This is a genomic window from Thalassospira sp. Z349TD_5, assembly GCF_056173045.1.
Window position 1 is genome coordinate 2,950,615 of sequence record NZ_CM149654.1, and the last position, 19,751, is coordinate 2,970,365.

Genomic DNA, 19,751 nt, shown 5'->3' on the forward strand with positions numbered 1-19,751 from the left:
TCACATGCCGTTTAGCAAATATCGCATTGGTGAAGACCCAGACTACGTTCCAATCGGACGCCGTCTCTTACTCCTGAACTGGACACTGGTTGCCTTGATCACGGTGCTTTCGGGGATCGGGTTTGCCATGCTGTATTCGGCGGCAAACGGATCGCTTGAGCCATGGGCAGAACGTCAGATGATGCGCTTTGGCATTGGTGCGACCTTGATGATCATCATCGCGATAACCGATATCCGCATCTGGCTCAAGCTGGCCTATCTTTCGTATTTCGTCGCCCTTGTGCTCCTTGTCGGGGTCGAAATCAAAGGCGATATCGGCATGGGGGCACAGCGCTGGATCAACCTTGGCTTTTTCCAGCTGCAACCATCCGAATTGATGAAAATCTCTTTGGTGTTGGCCTTGGCACGTTATTTCCATGGCCTCACAGTTGAGGAAACCGGGCGCATTACATTGCTGCTTCCCCCTCTTTTGATGGTTCTGGCCCCGGCGACTCTTGTCCTGCGCCAACCTGACCTTGGAACAGCGTTGCTGCTGGTTGCTGGCGGCGGCGTGATCTTCTGGCTTGCCGGGGTTCGGATGTGGAAATTTGGCCTCATTCTGGGCAGTGCGCTTGCCGCTATTCCAATTGGTTGGCAATTCCTGCGTGACTATCAAAAGAACCGTGTCCTGACGTTTATGAACCCGGAAAATGATCCGTTGGGTGCGGGGTATCACATTACCCAATCAAAGATTGCTTTGGGCTCAGGTGGTCTGTTTGGCAAAGGGTTCATGCTTGGATCACAAAGCCACCTTAACTTTCTACCCGAAAAGCAGACGGACTTTATCTTTACCATGCTTGGCGAAGAATTCGGTCTTGTTGGTGGCCTTGCGTTGCTAATGCTTTATGCCCTGGTCATTACCTATGGCTATGTGATTGCGCTTCGTTGTCGTAATCAATTTGGCCGCATGGTTGCCATTGGAGTGACATCGACATTCTTTTTGTATGTCTTTATCAACATCGCGATGGTCATGGGGCTGATCCCGGTTGTTGGCGTGCCTTTACCGTTGGTATCTTATGGTGGCACCGTAATGATGACCATTCTGGTCAGCTTTGGCCTTTTGATGAGTGTGTCCATCCACCGCGACATTCGCATCTCGCGGCAAGGTAATGACGACGGACGTCAGTAACCCGGAGGCATCAGCTCCCCAAGTGCCACGCCAAGCATTTCAGAAATTATGATTTCAACGGTGCTTAGGTATCCAGACAGGTCATACGTTGATTTGTTCGAAAAGCATCTCGAAATCGGTCAGGACACAGCGATTACGACCGGTTTCTTTGGCATTGTACAGCGCACGATCCGCCAGCGAATAAATCAGAGCTGAGATATCGCTGTTCTCGCGGGATTTGAGCGCGTCAAGATTGCGAACAACCTTGGCATCAAGTGTTGCCGCACTGGAACTGGATGGAAGCCCCGCCACACCAAAACTCGCGGTATATGAAAGTTTGTTCCCACCATAACTGACGTATGACTTCTCAAACTCCGCACGCAAGCGTTCGGCAAGCTTCATCGCACCATCAAGTTCTTCACCGGGCAAAAGAACGGCAAACTCCTCGCCGCCCATCCGGGCAGGCAGATCAATATCGCGCAATGTCGCCTTCATTGATGTTGCCAAGGCAACAAGTACAGCATCACCAGCCTGATGGCCGTGGGTGTCATTGAAATTCTTGAACCGGTCAATATCAAGCAGGATAACCGACATCGGTGTATCACGACGGCGCCAGACAGAGATGGCTTCTTCAAGACGCACAAGATAAGCCCGCCGGTTTGGAAGCCCCGTCAGCGGATCGGTCGATGCCAGAACTTCAAGTTTTTGCATCGCATCTTTTAGTTCCTCTGTGCGTTGCTGTACTCTGGCTTCAAGATTGACGTTGGCGTCCTGCAATTCGTCGCGTGCACGGCGCAACTGGCCAACTTGCCCACGGATCATGCCAAACAAGCCAACCGTAACCGACCCCAACAATTGAATTTCATCGTCGTGGCGATGATGCGGGGGCATTTCCATCGGACGGTCGTAATCGGTTGGGTCTGCCTTGATGATATAATCACCAAGATGCACAAGCGGCCGGGAAAACACGTAATAGCTCATCGCAGCAAAGGCCATGGCCATCATGACAGCAAGGATCATATTGCTTAGGAATGACCAAGCGACACGCGACATAAAGCTTGAAACATAGACCTGCGGGTTCAGCTCAATGATCATTTCGCCGCTGACTGTTGCAGATTGCGCATCTGGATCGCGCACGGGAATGACAACAGTCTGAAGCCCACCAAATAGCTTTTCTGCCCACCGCGATGCCGGTATCTGTCCCAATGGGCGCTTTTTCTCAAAGAAAATACCGTGCTCTGCGTCCGTAAGCGTAATCCGCGCAATCGATCTTTGGTTGAGCATTCCGCGCGCCATCACATCGGCAAGTTCGCGATCACTCTTATTAAGAACTTCCGTTGCAACAGGCACGTTGCTGGCGATTGTCCGCTGATTGGCCTGCGTATATACGCCGTAAAGCCACCTATAGTCGTTATAGGCCTGAAACGCCGTGATCAAAAGGCCAAGGATCGCGGCGAGAAATAAGGAATACTTCAACTGACGCGCCGCAATGGTGCTGCCCAGCTTCAATCCGGCCAGCGCATCATCATGCTTGTCATCGGGTTGAAGCACCACTTCAGTATCCTTTTCTTTCCTGCCATATATCTTGGGATAGGTTATTTAGTCTTTAGAAAGAGTGCGAGCCAAACCTTCTACACCAAAGTAATAGTCACGTCCCGAGGTCTGATGTTCAAGGCTGAACTGGGAAAAATCGATATTTTTCCAGTCTCGTGTGCCAAAGATGCGTTCGAAATGCGCAAGGTTTCCTTGATTAATCGCTTCCATCCCAAACGATATCTCTGGATGATCATGGAGCACTTCAACGCCTGCGATATAATCATTTAGCAAAACCATGACCCACGCGCCGGCAAGAAAGTGCCCGCCATGGGTCATGGTCATTTTCCCATTGGCAACATTTTGCATGCCCTTTTCCGACCAATTCAGGCCACCAACAAACACATCTGTGCCCGCCGTCATACCAGCCTGTTCAATCGCGGCAATCGCGCCAAGTGCAATATCGTCATTTGCCGCCCAGACAGCGTCCAGACATTGGCCACCAGCAATCCAGGCCGCCGTTTGCCGATACGCCTCATCAAAAGACCAATTGGCCACCAAACGACGTTTTTCATTCAAAACAGGAAATTGCTTGAGAGCAAGATCAAGGCCTTCAAGCCGTTGAAGGGATGCCGGCGTGTGCCGATCCCCGGCAATCGACAGCAGGCAAATTGTTCTTGGCAGGCCACCGGTATGCGATAAGCGCACCCCATCGATCAAAGACTGTGCTATTTCAAACCCTGCCCGCTCATTGTCAGGCGTCAAGGTGAAAATCAGTCCCGACACATCCCCGGTTACCTGAGCGATGTTTTCTTTCTGCTGCTTGGTCAGACCATTGAGCAGCATGATGACCGGAATGCTGCGTTTCTCGGCTTCCAGAACAATGCGTGAGCCTTGCTGATGTTCGTTGACGGCAATGATGTAATCGGCGGGTGGGTTCATATCGAAAGCGCTCTGAGCACTATCGATCATCTTTTTCTGGTCACGGTTACTGTCAAAGACGAACAGATCAAATCCAAACTGATCTGCGGCAACCTGCATTGTATCGCGGACATCCTTCCAGAAGCCACGATCACCATAGCCCGGATTGATAAAGGCAACACGCACCCGATCAGATGTTTGAACAGTATCATTGGCCTGCGCAAAAGCTGGCATACCCCATGACAACACAACCCCACACATCAGGCACAGCAGAGAAAACCGCACGTCTCACCCCCAGAACAAACAGATCAACAGCACGCACAAGACCACGCCATCCGATTGGGCATCCAATAGACAATTCCCGCCAGCAGGTCAAACCCGCCAGCGTGTTAACTGTCGATTGTAACGCGTGGTACTGTGCATTTCACAGTTTGAGCTCGGGAAATCATTCCATGGCTTCGGAATACAGCAGTTCAAACTGCTGATTTATTGCATTTCCAGCAGAACTTCTTGCTGTACAGCCCGAAAAAGCGCGGCATGATCAAGATTAACATAGTCAACCTGCCATCGCACCAGTTCAGCAAACAGTTCGGTATTTGGGGTATCGATAAAAATCATCGTTTCAAGGCCACGTTTTTTGGCCTCTAGAACATCGTCCCGCGTGATGTTGCTTTCAAGAAACTCGAATATATGGCCTTGCTCATGATGGATGGCTTTTTCAAGTGATCCTGCGACATGCAACTGGATGTTGCGGCGAACTTCCGGCGCAATGGTTCGGTATTCTTGGCGAATTTCGGCTGAAAATGATCCCAGGAAGGCATCATCTGGCGACCCGAAGTTCCGCAGCATTTTGATCACCGCAGCAACATCGGCTTGTTTGATCTCGCAATAGATTTTGCAAAGCCCTTTGATGCGGCCAAGAAAATCGTCCAGACGCGGCACCCTCTCGCCCGCGAAATCCGGTGAAAACCAACTCCCTGCATCAAGGCCATCAATCTGCTCACTGGTCATTTCGGCAATTAGGCCGGTGCCATTGGTGGTCCGGTCAACAGTGTCATCGTGCATGACATACAAAACGCCATCGGCAGATTGGCGTACGTCAAACTCGACATAATCGGCCCCGGCCGCCACCGCCTTTTGTGCGCTGGCAAGCGTATTCTCCGGCGCACTTAAATTGTCACCCCGATGTGATACGACCAATACCGGTTTCACAGCTGTCACCTTTCAAAAACCAAGACTACTGAAAGGTAAGTCACGCCATACAACCCCGACAAGGTCAACCGGACAATTTCATCAAAGCGTTATAAAAGCCCCGACTGAAACCAGATGCTCACAGGCTTTAGGACAGACTGTTTTGTACGCTGCTTAATGCGCGTGCGAGTTCTTCATTGCTCATGTCCGCACGGTTTTCGATGCCACGCTTCTGTGCCAAATGATACAAATCGTCGCGTCGCCAGTTCTCATAGGCGGGGGCATTCCTGCGTCGATAGGCTGGCGTATGCACGTCACTCTCGCCTGAGAATTTTTTCAAGCTCGCCACTTTAACCTCCTTTATGGGATGGTCCTGAGCGTAGGCGGCACGAGCTTTTTCCCACGATAGAAAACGTGCCGTTATCTTTCATGTAGGCAACTGTACAGGAATGTCTATTGCCCGCATCTTAGTTTTTGGTGCCAAGCAGCTTAAGCATCAGATGAAAAACAACAAAAAAGTTACTTCCCATCAACAGAAACGATTTGTCATTATTTTATCGTTGAAACGTTTATTTTTCTATTTGAGGTGCGAATTCTCTGTTAGCTTTTGGCAAAGAGATCATCAGGGGCTCAGTCTATGGCATTGCATTTTGAACGTCAGGAACTCGCAACCCGTCGTGCGCGTACCATTGAAAAACTTGAAAAATCGGGGCTTGATGGGATCCTGATGTTTCGTCAGGAAAGCATGTTCTATCTGACCGGATATGACACCTTCGGCTATGTTTTCTTTCAATGTCTGTATCTTGGCGCGGATGGAAAGGTTGCCCTGATCACCCGTGCACCAGACCTTCGTCAGGCACAACACACATCCGACATCGAAGACATTCGTATCTGGGTTGACGGACCGGACGTAAACCCGGCAGTGCAATTGCGCGACATGCTTGCCGAGTTTGGCTGTTCTGGCAAAAAGCTTGGCGTTGAGTATGAGGCGTACGGCCTGACTGCGGCCAATGGCAAGAAACTGGAATCAGCACTTGATGGCTTCTGCCAGCTTGAAGATGCATCGCGGCTTGTTTCGGAATTGCGCGTTGTCAAAAGCCCGGCAGAACTTGACTATATTCGCACCGCAGCCAGCCTTGCTGATGACGCATGGGACGCGGCCCTTTCGACCGTTCATGCCGGCGCATTCGAAGGCGATATTCTTGCTGCCATGCAAGGTGCGGTATTTGCCGGTGGCGGAGATTATCCGGGCAATGAATTTATCATCGGTGCAGGTCGCGATGCACTTTTGTGCCGCTATTTCACCGGCCGCAAACATATTGCCAACACCGATCAAATCACGCTCGAATGGGCAGGGGCCTATCGCCACTATCACGCAGCCATGATGCGCACCATTCCGGTCGGCGATGCCCTGCCTCGTCATATCGAAATGCATAAGGTCGCAACCGATGCCTTGGCCGCCTGCCGCGAGGCATTGCGACCCGGCGAGCCCATTGGCAAGGTTTTTGATGCCTATGCGCGTGTTTGCGATGCTGGCGGCATGAAGGATCATCGCCTGAATGCCTGCGGCTATTCAATGGGAACGACATTTGCCCCAAACTGGATGGATTGGCCGATGTTTTATCACGGCAACCCGGTCATTGCCGAACCGGGCATGGTTTTCTTCCTGCACATGATCCTGATGGACAGCGACAGCGGGATTGCGATGTGCCCCGGTCATTCGGTCATCGTGACGGAAACCGGCAATGAAAGCGTCTCACGCCACGGCCATGACCTGATCACCCGCTAGGCCAGACACCCAAAAAGGAGGGTGGCAATGATCCGCCCTCCTAAGTCCTGCAACAGCATTCATATCCGTATTTCTGGCAAAGCGCGTCAAACGCGTAATGCTGCATGCATTTCAGCAATCGTGTCTTCGGCCAGTTTATCAAGCTCGGCAATACGGGCATGAATTGCATCATCAAATGCACCGTCATATTTTTCAAGTTCACGCGCATCGTCTGCCAGCTTCTGCGCGGCAAGGTTTCCCGCCATGCCCTTAATGGTGTGTGCGGCCCGGCGCAGAGCTGCGCGATCGCCGCTATTGATCGCCTCAACGATCTTGACGCGTTCTTCCTGATAGGATGCAGGCAACAGATTAATCAGCATCGAAAATTGATCTTTTCCAAGCGCTGAACACATTTCATCGAACCGGCTGTTATCAATCAAATTCATTATTGTCTCTTTGTCTGCACTGCGTTGGTCATCATCAACATTATCAGCAGTTTCGCCATCCGAGTTCGGTATATGGTCCTTTAGCGATGACATGTCACCCAAAGCAGCATCATCGGATACATCCGGTGTCTTGGTATCAGTTGCTCGTGCAGTCGGCGCCTTGGGCTGCAATGCCAGTTCCAAGGGAACCACATCAACCTGATCGCTTTCCAAACGAGGAGAAATACGTGGACGATTGCGCAGGAACCTCAAAAGTGTGCTGTAAAGCTTACGTTCTTCCACCGGCTTGGTCAGGACATCATCCATCCCCGCCGCAAGAAAATCGCGATGCCGGTCGTTAAAGGCATCTGCCGTCACACAAATAATCGGAATGCGCAAACCTCCTGAAAACCGTTCGAGTTCACGGATATGGCGGGTCGCACCCTCGCCATCAAGAACCGGCATATGTGCATCCATCAGGATGATGTCATAGTCATTATTACGAAATGCCTGAACAGCTTCGCGACCGTTGGGTACGACTTCAACGATCAAATCATGCCGCTTGATCATTGCCGCAATTACCTTGGCATTGATTTCGTTGTCTTCGACGACAAGAACCCGCGCACCGGCCAAGACAGTACCGCCGTCATCGACAGTTTTTTCGTAATGTGGATGGTGTTCAGTGCTTTCGATTTCAGTCTTGAATGGAAGCCAGAGGTCAAACCGCGTCCCATGCCGTTCAACACTGCTAACCGTCATTTTACCTCCCATAAGCTCCGTCAGGCTAAAGGCAATCGACAGCCCGAGTCCGGTTCCACCATATTGACGCATTGTCGAATTATCGGCCTGAGTGAAAGGTGCAAAAATCTGGGTCAGCCGTTCCTGCGCTATTCCGATACCGGTGTCGATCACCGCGAAATGATACAGCACTTCCCCGTCCCGAAGGCTGCGCACACCCTCTTCAGGCTTTTGATTCGGATCTATTTTATTGATTTCAAGGCGAACCGAACCTTTGCGGGTAAATTTCACCGCATTGGACAACAGGTTCCACAAAATCTGACGCAGCCGGACTTCATCTCCCCAAAAGACAAGGTTCTGAAGGACCTCATCTTTGCAAATCACCGACAGGTTCTTTTCCGCCGCAATGGTTCCGACAAAGTTTTTCAAATCGGAGGTCACGTCGGACGGGTAAAATGACCGGTTCTCCAGTTCTACCCGACCAGACTCGATCTTGCTCATATCGAGAATATCATTAAGCAAAGCCATCAACGCCCTGCCCGATGACAAAATACCATCAACCCGTTCGCGCTGATCGTTATCAAGGCGCGTGTCATGGAGCAATTGTGCAAGCCCGAGAACACCATTGAGCGGTGTGCGAATTTCATGGCTCATGGTTGCCAGAAATTCACTTTTTGCCGAACTGGCAAGATATGACTGGCGATAATGGTTGCGCAAGGACAGCAGAACAAAACCCAAGGCAAAGCTATAGCTTATGATCCGTGACGGGATAATGAACCGGGCAATCAGCTCCACGCTATCAGCTTCGAAGACAAACAAGGCCAAATGATTGAATGTGCCGATTAACATACTAGTACAGAGCATCGCCTCAGCCAGCGAAAAGCGTACAGAACAGCGCACCATATAACCCGCGGCACCGATCGCCATCAACATGGCCGTCGGCGCCAGTATCAGGGTCCCGACATCATACAGCACATGCTGCATACCGAAGTTGATGTCAGGATGCAGCGAAATGGGAACCATCATGGCCAAGCCGCCGACAACCAGAATAACAATCGTTGCAACGACGACGCGATCCTGAACAAAAATCTGATCGCTTTTATTCGCGGCATGCCAGCTCATCACCATCATAAATGCCGCGGCAAACCGCATGACCAAAACCAAAAGTCCGACGAATGTTCCAATGGCCTGTTCACGGCCAAGAACAAACTGGTCCCCTAGCAAATGCGGTATGCCCAGAATGTCGCCAATCAATAAGAACAGCATGATCAAAACGACAAAAACATACTGTTTGCGTTTGGTCAGTTCGTAAACCATCCAGCTGATTGCAAGCGTCAGCAAGGCAATGGTTTCCACCATGGCAAGCATCGAAAAAGTGAACGTGCCAACGGTCGCGTCAGACAGCGATGAGTAAAAAAGAAAAATCGGCGTGATGGCCAAAAAGACTGCCAGAGTGATACCGGCAAAGGTCAGTATCCGAAGCATTTAGGCACCCTTTTTCCCCATTGCGTCACTGGCGATCAAACACCCCGGACAATCGCGCATTGCTCAAGAACGGCCCTTGCCCATTTAACGGTTTCCGGGGCAATCGATTGCATGTGTTTGTATTTTTCAAACTGTGACGCAATCAATTCCAGACGTTGCAGAAATTCCGGAGGCCGATCCAGTTCCAAAAGCTGTTCTGCAAGTGGGTCAAAGGCGGCATTCTGAAATTCCAGCGAAAGACTTATTCTGGGTTCTGTCGCATGTCTGGATGCGCGCCCGCCCCAGTGATACAAGTCCTGTCGCCACCCCATCACCGCACCGGGACTGGCTGGCAATGCCCGAACGTCCTGCAAATTCACATCTTTTGGTTTAGTAACATTGCGACCATAACACCTCTCAAAAGAACGCGGCAATACATACATGCAACCGTTCTGTGGTGTTGCAACGCTAAGTGGCACCCAAAGCGACAAACTGATCACCATGTCATCGCCAAGGGCGCTTTCGCCCTGATAATCGCGATGTGGTGGCCATCCACGTCCATCCTCACGCGGGTCAACGTGCCACGCCCAAAAATGCGGTAAAAGTGCCAACCGGTCGCCAAGAAAATGACTAAGCAATGGACGCAAACGCATAAAGATCTGCCACGCCTCGTCATAAAGATAAATCATGGCGGGCGGCAAATCATGGCGCACAAGAGTTTCGATCCCCTCGCGCAATGTCGCCAGCGCATCGGTTGGCAGGATGTCCTCTATCAGGAAGTATCCCTCGTCCCAAAATCGCTCAGACAATTCCGAAGCATCGAAACCATCCTTTAACGCCCCAATCGTCGCGATATCGACACATCCGTTTTGCGAATTGGTGATCGAAAGCTGCGGGTTGATCTTTTGCCATTCATCTGGCTGTGTGGCGTTTTTCGGTGTGATCATCGGTCAATGTCCGGTATTGAGAGTGGCCGGACGATACGCAGTCAACACAACCAAGGCAAGTGCGTCTTGCCTGCCTTTTGGTTATGGTGATCCAAGGTTGATCGGAAAATGACATCATCACGAAACTGGGGTCATCGCTGACGATGACAGAGTAGATGACAGACAAGACAATGCATAAAACCCAAACGACCCCGACAGATACAACGCCCATCAATCATGGTGGGTCGATTGATCTTGCCGCGCAAAAATACGGCATCGCGGTCGAAAACTGGCTTGATCTGTCAACCGGCATCAATCCGGTTGGATATCCTGTTCCCCAAATTGCCGCTCATCACTGGCAGCGCCTGCCACTTGGCAGCGAATTGGCGGCGCTCAAAAACGCTGCCAGCCAATACTATCAACTGCCGTCGCCCGATCACCTTGTCTGCACAGCAGGCACCCAGTCGCTTATTCAAACCATTCCGTTTTGGCTGCGCGATCACAGCCGCATCAGCGCCGTGCATATTCTTGGCCCAACCTATGCCGAGCATGGTCGGTGCTGGCAACGTGCAGGTCATGCCTGTACACACCATAACATCCCTGCGATGGAACGATTGGAATTGGCCCGGTCGCTGTTTGAAACGGGCATTTCTGGCACGGTTGTCATTCTGGTTAACCCGAACAACCCCGACGGCGCCCTGATCCCTGCATCCGATATCACCGACCTATCCAATTTGGCCAATCAGTCGAACAATTGGCTGATTGTTGATGAGGCCTTTATCGATTGCGAACCGGACCAATCGGTTTGTCCGAACATTGATAAACTGCCCAAGACCCTTGTGCTGCGATCTTTTGGCAAGTTCTTTGGCCTAGCCGGGGTCAGAATTGGCTGTGTGGTCCTTTCACCCCCGCTGACGCGTGACCTTGAAGAACGCATTGGGCCATGGGCCATTCCCGGCCCCTCAATGGAAGTCGCGACCCTTGCCTTTGCCGATCACGATTGGCAACAGGCAACACGTGATCGTCTTAGAAAAGATCGCGACCGACTTGAAGCTCTGGTGACAGATCACAGCCCGTTAAAATGCGTTGCGGCAACGCCGCTTTTTTTGCTGTTTGACGGGCCATTGGCAGGCAACATTGCCGATCATTTGGCCCGCAAGGGTATTTTGGTTCGGCTGTTTGAACATGATGAAACAAAGGTACGCTTTGGCCTTCCCGGCACAGAGGACGACTGGAACCGGCTAGAAGTGGCCTTTCAGGCCTTGGCGATATAGACAGACGGGCTTTAATGAATGCTGCCGTCTTCCCATGCCTGCTTTTTACGATATATCGTTGATGGACTGACGCCAAGTGCGTCGGCGGCGCGCGGGATTGATCCACCACACCGCTCAATCGCCTCCTCAATAGCCTGTTTTTCAACAAGCCAAAGGGGCCGGATTTCCGAATATCCCAATCCACCTGAGGTTTGCGGTATTGACGGAATTGCCATCGGATCGTTTGCATTGGCCCCCACCGACATTCCGACAAGATTATCCGCATTTTGCGACTGGCGATTTTCGACAACTTTGCGCATTTGACGTGCACCAGCCAGAAACGCCAGTGCTTCGGGATCACCTTCCCACAAACGCGCAGAGTTTCCCGCATCATTGGAGACGCCCGGATGGGGTGGCGGTGCTTCGATTGTTGCCGACGTAAACTGGTCACCATCGGTGCTGCTGTTGACCGGACGCGGCACCATCGCAAGGGTTACTTCCGTGCCGTTATTCAGAACAACAATGTTGCGGATGATGTTTTGCAACTGACGAATGTTGCCCGGCCACGAATAGCTGGCAAACAATGCAGATACTTCCGGCGTGAACCTTTCGAAATCACGGCCTTCTTCGCGGTTGTAGCGCTGCAGATAGAAATTCGCGATTTGCAGAATGTCTTTGTCACGATCACGCAACGGCGGCATATGCAACGGAATGACATGCAGGCGGTAATATAAATCTTCGCGGAACCGACCGGTGCGCACTTCTTCAAGCGGGTCACGGTTCGTCGCACAGACAAACCTGACATCAACTGTTTCAAGCGAACTACCGCCCACTTTCTGGAACGTCCCGGTTTGAATAAACCGAAGTAACTTTGTCTGAAGGTCGAGATCCATCTCGCAGATTTCGTCGAGAAACAGTGTACCATCCGCCGCACGGTGTGCAGCCCCTTCGCGATCAGCAACCGCCCCGGTAAACGCCCCTTTGACGTGACCAAAAATCTCGCTTTCCATCAAATCTTTGGGAATCGCACCGCAGTTTAGCGGGATGAACGGATCGCTTGATCGTTCGGAACGACTGTGGATGGCCTCGGCGGCCAGTTCCTTACCAGTCCCGGATTCACCGGTGATAAAGACGGTCGCACGACTTGGGGCTGCATTTTCAATAATGCGATAGATGTCGCGCATATTTTCCGACCCGCCGATGATGTCAAAATACATCTGGTCGGTGTCGTGATCCCCGAATTCTTCAACATTCTTAAGCGGTAGGACCGATGGCCCCGCCAACGCATTTTTGACCGTTTCGCGTAATTTGTCCGCGGCGAAAGGTTTGAGCAGAAAATCCCAAGCCCCTTCGCGCATGGCCTCAACCGCAACATTGACCGATCCATGGGCGGTAATCACCACGATTTTACATTCGGGACAAATATGCGAAGCACTTCGCAAAACTTCGCGGCCATCCATATCGGGCAGCACCAGATCAAGAACCAGAACGTCTGGCGGGTTCTGGCGCAGGCCTTCAATGGCGTCAGAACCATTGAGTACATGCTCGACCAAATGACCATCGGCACGTAGGTAGTCCTGATACACCCGCGCAAGCGACAGGGTATCCTCCACAATTACAATACGTGCCTGCTCTGGCATTTTCTCTGTTGTGCCCCGATATAGCCATTATGGTTAATCATACCGATTGTGGCATGGCTGCCACAACTGCTAACATTCTTGCAGTGTCAATCTAAACGATACACAATCAGACTAAGGTTAAAAAAAACATATTTTTAACTAGATTGCCCGCCACCAGGAGTATCAGGGTTTGAACTACACTACCGAGCAAACCAACAAAACAACTACCGTAGAATTAAATGGTAGGTTCACATTTGGGGACCACTCCAGTTTTCGCAAATTGGTCGAGGAAATGCGTGCGCATCAGTCCGAAACACACGTACTTGACGTATCCGGCATCGAGTTTATCGATTCTGCTGGTTTAGGCATGCTGTTGCTGGCCCGCGACGAAGGCGAAAAATCCCGTGCAACTGTCATCCTTCGCGGGGCGCAGGGTCAGGTCAAACGGATGCTTGAAGTAGCCCGCTTTGACACGCTTTTCAAACTGGAAGACTAATTCATGGAGTCGGATATTGATGACCACTCCTCCCTTATTGTCGCAGTTCCGCAATCGCTTTCATCTGATGACGTTGGATGCCTGCTGACGGGTGCAAATATTTGGGACCGGTCCGATCCGACACCCTTTGAATATGCTATCGGCAACAGCCCAGAAGACCTTTCAAACTCCGCACGTTTTTCCTGCTGCCTGCTGCCAAGTGATCTCGGTCGCGAATGGCTAGGAAGCCTGATCCGGTTAAATTCCGACAACTTCATAGAGTGTTTTGACGGGATGGATCTTGGCGATCTTTGCCCTCTCATCGGAAACGATCCTAAATCCAAACATAACCTGCTTGTTTGTCTTTCAACACGCAGTGCCTATCACCTGCCGGTTGCGCGAAAATTCGTTACCGCTTTGCGTCACCGCGGCCTGATCACCGAGGCAACTGCACCGGCCGTTGAAATGGCGGTTCAGGAAGCATTTGCCAATTCCCTGATTCACGGAAATCTCGCCCTTGAAACCAGCGGCCACCTGACAATGGACCGCTTCAACGAGCTTGGTGACGAAACCAACAAACGGCTTGCATCGGCGACCTATGGTAACCGAGCAATCGTATTGACAGCCAAAAAGCGCAAGAATGGCCACATTGTTGTATCAATCAACGATCAGGGTTCTGGCTTCACACCGCGCAAGGAAACAGACGAGACCGCAATGCCAGGTCAGGATTCCACTTTTGGCCGTGGTCTTCCTCTGATTAAAAGCCTATGCCATTCCGTAACATTTGCACGCGGTGGCCGAACCATCACATTGACCTTTGATCAGATCGAATCAGATGTTCTTCCAGCCGATCCGGCCTTTGCCCGAGAATTTGGTGAACAAGGTAATGCCGAGCCAGACACCGGGCTGCGCACCCCACAAAACGCAACCATCCTGATCGCCGATGACACAATGCTATCACGTGAAATCATCGCGTCTTACCTGCGGTCGGACGGCTTTACGAACCTTGTGTTTGCCAAGGACGGTGAAGATGCCCTGTCCCAGGCAAAAGCCCATAACCCGGATCTTATAATTCTCGACATCATCATGCCGAAACTTGATGGGTATGAGGTTTGCAAAGCCCTGCGCGCCGATCCGCAATTTGCCGAAACGCCAATCATTGCCCAGACTGCACTCGAAGAAAATGAAGGTCGCACAAGGATTTTCGATGACGGTGCAACGGATCTTATCCTTAAGCCGCTCAATAAGGCTGAGCTGATCGCACGGACCAAAATCCATCTGGAAAATCGGCTTCTGGTTAAACAGCTTCGCGCTTATCGTGAACGGACACAATCGGAACTCGACCTTGCCCGTGACATGCAGGAAAACCTTAACCCTGCCCCCGAACAATATCGCGGGACCGGATTTGATTACGGTATGCGGATCAGTGCGACCTTCCAGATGTCATCAGAGCTTGGCGGGGACATGTGGGGTCTTGTGCCAATTGATGCGCAGCGGTTGGGGGTCTATATCGTTGATTTTGCGGGGCATGGATTGGGGGCAGCGTTAAATACGTTTCGACTGCACTCCCTGATATGGTCAGACCAGATACGCGACCCTGATCCCGGTGCGTATCTCAGCAATCTTAACCGGCATCTCAAGGGGCTTTTGCCAATCGGGCAATATGCCACCATGCTCTATGGGATCATTGATCGAAACAAGGCAACATTCTCCTACGCCAGTGCGGCCTGTACATCGCCGCTACTGGGAGACAGTACAACCGGTGCGGCACGCTATCTTGATGGATCTGGTGTTCCTTTGGGCGTTATTCGTGACGGGCGCTACGAAACCCGTGAAGTGCCGTTTGACCAAAACAGCTTCCTGCTGCTTTACAGCGACGCCCTGATCGAAACAACGTTGGATGATGGTCAGTTCCTAAGTGAGGAAAAACTGCTTTCAATGGTGCATGAAACCGTCATGGAAAGCAGCAGCGATGTTGATTTGGCCGCCCAAATTGCCGACCAGTTCATGGACCGGGCCCCTGTGCAGCTTTCCGATGATTTTACGGTCGTCTCACTGCAATCAGCAAATGGCGCAGATGGCTTTACTGCCCGCGACGAGCCGCAATAAAACCCGAAAACATGAAGTTTGGAAAAATCCGCGATAAACCTTATCGCGCAAGGGTTACGAAACGTATCGCGCACGCCCCAAAGACGACTGCACAACATCGCCAAACGGTTCAGCGGCATTGTACCAGTAATACGGTGCCGTGGTAGATGTCGTCGGTGTCGAAGCCTCGGTTTCAACACTGACTTCTGCCACAGCCGCCGCACCTTGTTCCTTAACCGATTGAAGGCGTCCCGCGATGACCGTGCGCACCAGATTGGCCAATCCTTTACGCGCACCGGCGTGATCTGGCTCATTGCCAAGAACGGCCCCTAATTGGTCAAGCGCACGCATTTTATTGCGGCATCCCAAAAGGTCGGCTGCCAGAACGCGTAATTCCCGAGAATCCGGACGCAGGCTGATGGCGATTTCAAGATGTTCAAGCGCAGTTTCACGCCGCCCGATTTGCATATAGGTCCGGGTCAGGCCCATGTGGGTCGCCGCATCAAGGTCATCCAAGATCAAGGCGAGACCAAATGCATTTAACCCCAACTCACAAAGACCAAGATCAAGCAAAACATGCCCCAACACCCGAAGACGGGCAGGTTCATCGGGTAAACTGTCGATCAACTGACGCAGGCGCAGACGAATTTCCGGGGCAAGATCAATCTTGCCGGTCATGACCGAACTAAATTCTTGTGAAATATGTGTCTGCGATGACATCAAAAATGCCCTGTTTGCGCCAAAATCAGTGACCGCTTGGCATAAAAAGGCTTTATGACTGCGATCTCGCAAGACACAGCTTATCGTCATCTGGTTGCGGGAATGTTAACCGAAGCATCAATACTGATCGTGCAGTACCGTTTTCATCCGGCAAAGGACGCAACGTTACTGTTTTTTGAGCATTGCGGGCAAACGTTTCAAAACAGGTTGCTTGGCTGGTTTGGCAAAGAAATAACCCTGCACCAAACGCCCACCTAGCTCGATCACGATGTCACGCTGGCTTTGGGTTTCGATGCCTTCGATCACGCAATCAATTTCAAGATTGGTGCACATATCAATGATCGTTTTGACAATCCGCCGGCTGCGTTCGGTACTTGCCAGTGGCGCGATAAAGCTGCGATCAACCTTAAGGCAGTCAAATTCCAGCTCATGCACATATCGCAAACTGGAATAGCCGATCCCAAAATCATCCATTGCCACCCGTGCACCATGACTGCGCAAATAACGAATGCTGGTTCGGGCGGCTGCAAAATCACGCAGAAAAGCAGTTTCGGTCACCTCGAACGTTAGACGTTCCGGGGCTATACCGTTGGCTTTGATGTGCTCAATCAGCCATTCCGTGGTATCGGATAAAACAATATCACGGGCCGACAGGTTGAACGACACCGATATATGTTCGGGCCATTCGCGCATTTCACGTAGCAATTTTTCAAACAGGATTTTGGTCAGCATGCCGACCTGTCCGGTTTTTTCCGCCACCGGGAAGAATGTCCCCGGCGACACCCGCCCCATGAGCGCACTGTCCCATCTTGCAAGTGCCTCGATGGAATTGACAGCCCCGGTTTCCACATCAAAAACCGGCTGATAATGAAGCGAAAGCTCCTGCGACAAATCGGCCTTGCGCAGTGCTTGCTCGATCTGTGAGTCATGACGGATCAGGGTCTCGTGATGGGCGGCAAACAATACCGCTTCGCCCGGCATGTTCTTTTTTGCGTGATACAGCGCAAAATCAGCACGTTCAAACAACCCATTTGATGTGCGTGCCACCGCTGGGTATGTCGCAAACCCTAATGATGCTGAAAGCTGCACGCTTACATTGCTCAGCGTATAGGGGCGATTAAGCTCCTGACAAATCTGTTTACCAAGGGCAATCAGCTCGGTCGCATCGCTATATTCGCCAAGGACAATCCCAAATTCATCCCCACCCAGCCTTGCCAGCAATGCATCGCCGCTCAGGATGTGGCGCAGGCGTTCGCCCGCGTGCATTAACAACTCATCGCCTATGGGATGACCGTGCACATCATTGACGGGCTTGAACCCATCAAGGTCAATCATCGCAACGGCAAAGCGATCATGCTGCCCAGCCGACGTATCCGCCTTGGCTGCGGCAGTTGCAACAGCATCTTCAAGATAGGCAAAGAATGCGCGGCGGTTTGACAGGCCGGTCAACGGATCAAGGAAGGCAAGGGCTTCATTCTGCTCAGAGAGTTCAAGCGTTGTTTTATGCTGACGTTCAAGATCAATGCGCGACGTAACCAAACCCGAAAACGCGGCATAATAACTGGTGATGATCTGGATAATCATTGCCGAGACCAAGGCCATATTCACCGCAATCGCGACATAAACCTCATTCCCGCTAAAGCCGAAATAAAGCACAAAAGTTCCAAGCACGATCACCACAACCAGCAAGGCAGCAGGCGGAAAATTCACCAGACAGAAGATACAGCCAACCACCGTGATCGAGATGAAATAGGCAACGTGCCCCTGTTGATAGGGATCACCATAGCCAAACATGGTAATTGCCCAGGCGGTAAACAGCACCGAAATCACCACCGCCATCACCCGGATACGGCGCAAATGTCCGATGCAAACATTGATATCACTGACATCAACCCCGGCCCGCTGCCATGCATAGCCACGCACAATACAGCACGCACCAAGAACAAGAACCGCATAGATCGTCAACCAATCGGGGGCTGTTCCGTAATGGGTATAGGCAAGGGCAACCGCGTTGGCCAACAACAAGCCATAAAGAACCGGGATCTGTCGTGACAACGCCTTGACCTGAGCGCGCATGAGCTCAGGTTTGTCCGTATGAATTCTGATTATTTCGGCAACTTTGTGCCAAACAGAACCGGTTGCCACGTTTCGGGATACCCAATTTTTGTTTTTGTCGTGAAAAGCTTACACGCAAAAGCTGTTTAATTGCATCCCTTGATCACACAATCATCAGACTAAATCAGAAACCCGACATATATGCTGGGCAATAACACAGACAATTTCCAACCAATGTGCCGCCCGTCAAACTAAGCGCGGTTTCTGTTGTCATGCTTTTGGCTGGCTTTGCCCGGTTTGCGCTTTTTCTTTTTGGTGTCCTTGATCGCTTGGGCTCGGTTGGCCGCGCCCAATGCCATATGGGCAATTTCAATCAACGGCTCGGGATTTTCAATCCATTCACCGGGCACTTCAAAATATGACAACGTCATTGCCCGCCCAGAGGGCACAGTAAACTGTGCCATCCCAATGTCGTCATATGTTGCACGTGTTTGCACATCACCTTTCAGAAACAAAACATCATCGGCGATGATCGCAAAGAACACCCCATCACAATAAAGACCAAAGCAGCCAAACATTCGGTTGGGTCGGATATGGCCCAGCGGTGCCAAAAGTTCTGCGACTGTCAGAACAAATTCGTTATCGACCGATGCCATTGAGGATTTCACCTTCGATGCCTTCGGAAATCAGATAGTCGCGCAATGTCTGGCCTGCGACCGGACGAAAGCGTTCAGTCGAGATATCCATGTTTCGAATACGATCAGCGCGAAACACGCGGAATGCGACACGTAATTCACACCAGCACGCCAACAGCCACGTACTGCCAAAAAACAGCATACCAAGTGGCCTGACGCGGCGTTTGGTTTCATCGCCCTTGGCATCGGTATAGTCAATTTCAATGAAGCTGCGGTCACGGATGGCACGGCGAAGATTGGGCATGGAAATCGCAATCGGTTCCTGTGCAATTTCGGCCACCGCAATTGGCACCCCGCCGATCAACCCACGCAGTTTCTCCGGCAAGACTGCCTCGATCTTGGTCAGGGCATCTCCCGCTGCACGCGCCATCTGTGGATCGGTCCAGCTTTGCACCATGCGCGCTGCGACCACCAATGCTTCGATCTCATCGGCGTCAAACATCAACGGCGGCAGGTCATAGCCATCGCGCAGAATGTATCCAACACCGGCTTCGCCTTCCACCGGGACACCTGATGCGGCCAGATCGCGAATATCGCGGTAAATCGTGCGTTCGGAAACTTCTAGTTCCTCGGCCAAATCACGTGCGCGGCACAATTTGCGGCGGCGCAGGATTTGGACAAGGCGAAACAGTCGGTCGGCCCTTCTCATGATCGCTCCTTTGTCATCCTGCCTCAAAAATTATCATAACGCTCCTGACAGGCTCCTGTCAGGAGGTATGTGCAACATTGCGAA

Annotated in this window: 16 protein-coding genes; 5 read left to right on the forward strand and 11 right to left on the reverse strand. The window is 51.6% G+C overall.

Going from position 1 to position 19,751, the window contains the following annotated elements; genetic code table 11:
* The first annotated feature begins 4 nt into the window (after positions 1-4).
* On the forward strand, positions 5-1,168 hold the full coding sequence (gene rodA, locus AC0VXT_RS13715) for a rod shape-determining protein RodA (RefSeq protein WP_475545861.1): 1,164 nt from the start codon (positions 5-7) through the stop codon (positions 1,166-1,168).
* An 81-nt stretch (positions 1,169-1,249) separates the two neighbouring features.
* Here the strand turns inward: rodA and AC0VXT_RS13720 are convergent, their stop codons facing one another.
* The 4 genes from AC0VXT_RS13720 to AC0VXT_RS13735 form a co-directional block, all read right to left on the reverse strand.
* Positions 1,250-2,701: a GGDEF domain-containing protein gene (locus AC0VXT_RS13720; RefSeq protein ID WP_475545862.1), complete on the reverse strand. Its 1,452-nt coding sequence runs from the start codon at positions 2,699-2,701 to the stop codon at positions 1,250-1,252.
* A gap of 45 nt (positions 2,702-2,746) precedes the next feature.
* A complete protein-coding gene (locus AC0VXT_RS13725) occupies positions 2,747-3,886 on the reverse strand; it encodes an ABC transporter substrate-binding protein (protein WP_475545863.1) in 1,140 nt (379 codons plus the stop codon).
* A 201-nt stretch (positions 3,887-4,087) separates the two neighbouring features.
* Complete coding sequence (locus AC0VXT_RS13730; protein ID WP_475545864.1) at positions 4,088-4,813, reverse strand: glycerophosphodiester phosphodiesterase; 726 nt, start codon at positions 4,811-4,813, stop codon at positions 4,088-4,090.
* 127 nt (positions 4,814-4,940) lie between these two features.
* Positions 4,941-5,141, reverse strand: a complete 201-nt coding sequence (locus tag AC0VXT_RS13735; RefSeq protein WP_276653920.1) for a hypothetical protein — start codon at positions 5,139-5,141, stop codon at positions 4,941-4,943.
* A 288-nt stretch (positions 5,142-5,429) separates the two neighbouring features.
* Here AC0VXT_RS13735 and AC0VXT_RS13740 point away from each other — a divergent pair, with 288 nt between their 5' ends.
* Positions 5,430-6,581 carry a M24 family metallopeptidase gene (locus AC0VXT_RS13740; protein ID WP_475545865.1) on the forward strand — a complete coding sequence of 384 codons (1,152 nt, stop codon included), beginning with the start codon at positions 5,430-5,432 and terminating at the stop codon, positions 6,579-6,581.
* An 86-nt stretch (positions 6,582-6,667) separates the two neighbouring features.
* On the opposite strand, the gene AC0VXT_RS13745 is transcribed toward AC0VXT_RS13740, so the two are convergent.
* Together AC0VXT_RS13745 and AC0VXT_RS13750 are read right to left on the reverse strand one after the other, a co-directional pair.
* On the reverse strand, positions 6,668-9,208 hold the full coding sequence (locus tag AC0VXT_RS13745; RefSeq protein WP_475545866.1) for a hybrid sensor histidine kinase/response regulator: 2,541 nt from the start codon (positions 9,206-9,208) through the stop codon (positions 6,668-6,670).
* 35 nt (positions 9,209-9,243) lie between these two features.
* Positions 9,244-10,134: a phytanoyl-CoA dioxygenase family protein gene (locus tag AC0VXT_RS13750; protein ID WP_475545867.1), complete on the reverse strand. Its 891-nt coding sequence runs from the start codon at positions 10,132-10,134 to the stop codon at positions 9,244-9,246.
* 155 nt (positions 10,135-10,289) lie between these two features.
* On the opposite strand from AC0VXT_RS13750, the gene cobD reads away from it, so the two are divergent.
* On the forward strand, positions 10,290-11,387 hold the full coding sequence (gene cobD / locus AC0VXT_RS13755) for a threonine-phosphate decarboxylase CobD (protein WP_475545868.1): 1,098 nt from the start codon (positions 10,290-10,292) through the stop codon (positions 11,385-11,387).
* An 11-nt stretch (positions 11,388-11,398) separates the two neighbouring features.
* Here cobD and AC0VXT_RS13760 read toward each other — a convergent pair whose 3' ends face one another.
* On the reverse strand, positions 11,399-13,006 hold the full coding sequence (locus tag AC0VXT_RS13760; protein ID WP_475545869.1) for a sigma-54-dependent transcriptional regulator: 1,608 nt from the start codon (positions 13,004-13,006) through the stop codon (positions 11,399-11,401).
* A 169-nt stretch (positions 13,007-13,175) separates the two neighbouring features.
* Between AC0VXT_RS13760 and AC0VXT_RS13765 the strand changes: the two genes are divergently transcribed.
* Entirely contained in the window at positions 13,176-13,481 is a 306-nt protein-coding gene (locus AC0VXT_RS13765) for an STAS domain-containing protein (RefSeq protein WP_475545870.1), read from the forward strand.
* A 3-nt stretch (positions 13,482-13,484) separates the two neighbouring features.
* Positions 13,485-15,569: a SpoIIE family protein phosphatase gene (locus AC0VXT_RS13770; RefSeq protein WP_475545871.1), complete on the forward strand. Its 2,085-nt coding sequence runs from the start codon at positions 13,485-13,487 to the stop codon at positions 15,567-15,569.
* A 54-nt stretch (positions 15,570-15,623) separates the two neighbouring features.
* Here AC0VXT_RS13770 and AC0VXT_RS13775 read toward each other — a convergent pair whose 3' ends face one another.
* From AC0VXT_RS13775 to AC0VXT_RS13790, 4 genes are all read right to left on the reverse strand, one after another.
* Positions 15,624-16,268 carry a hypothetical protein gene (locus tag AC0VXT_RS13775; RefSeq protein ID WP_475545872.1) on the reverse strand — a complete coding sequence of 215 codons (645 nt, stop codon included), beginning with the start codon at positions 16,266-16,268 and terminating at the stop codon, positions 15,624-15,626.
* Between the two features lie 165 nt (positions 16,269-16,433).
* Positions 16,434-18,344 carry a putative bifunctional diguanylate cyclase/phosphodiesterase gene (locus AC0VXT_RS13780; RefSeq protein WP_475545873.1) on the reverse strand — a complete coding sequence of 637 codons (1,911 nt, stop codon included), beginning with the start codon at positions 18,342-18,344 and terminating at the stop codon, positions 16,434-16,436.
* Between the two features lie 230 nt (positions 18,345-18,574).
* Positions 18,575-18,979 (reverse strand): TfoX/Sxy family protein, encoded by a 405-nt coding sequence (locus AC0VXT_RS13785; protein ID WP_475545874.1) that lies wholly within the window; start codon positions 18,977-18,979, stop codon positions 18,575-18,577.
* On the reverse strand, positions 18,963-19,667 hold the full coding sequence (locus AC0VXT_RS13790; RefSeq protein ID WP_022733285.1) for a helix-turn-helix transcriptional regulator: 705 nt from the start codon (positions 19,665-19,667) through the stop codon (positions 18,963-18,965). Before AC0VXT_RS13790 ends, AC0VXT_RS13785 begins: the two co-directional genes overlap by 17 nt.
* Positions 19,668-19,751: the final 84 nt, after the last annotated feature.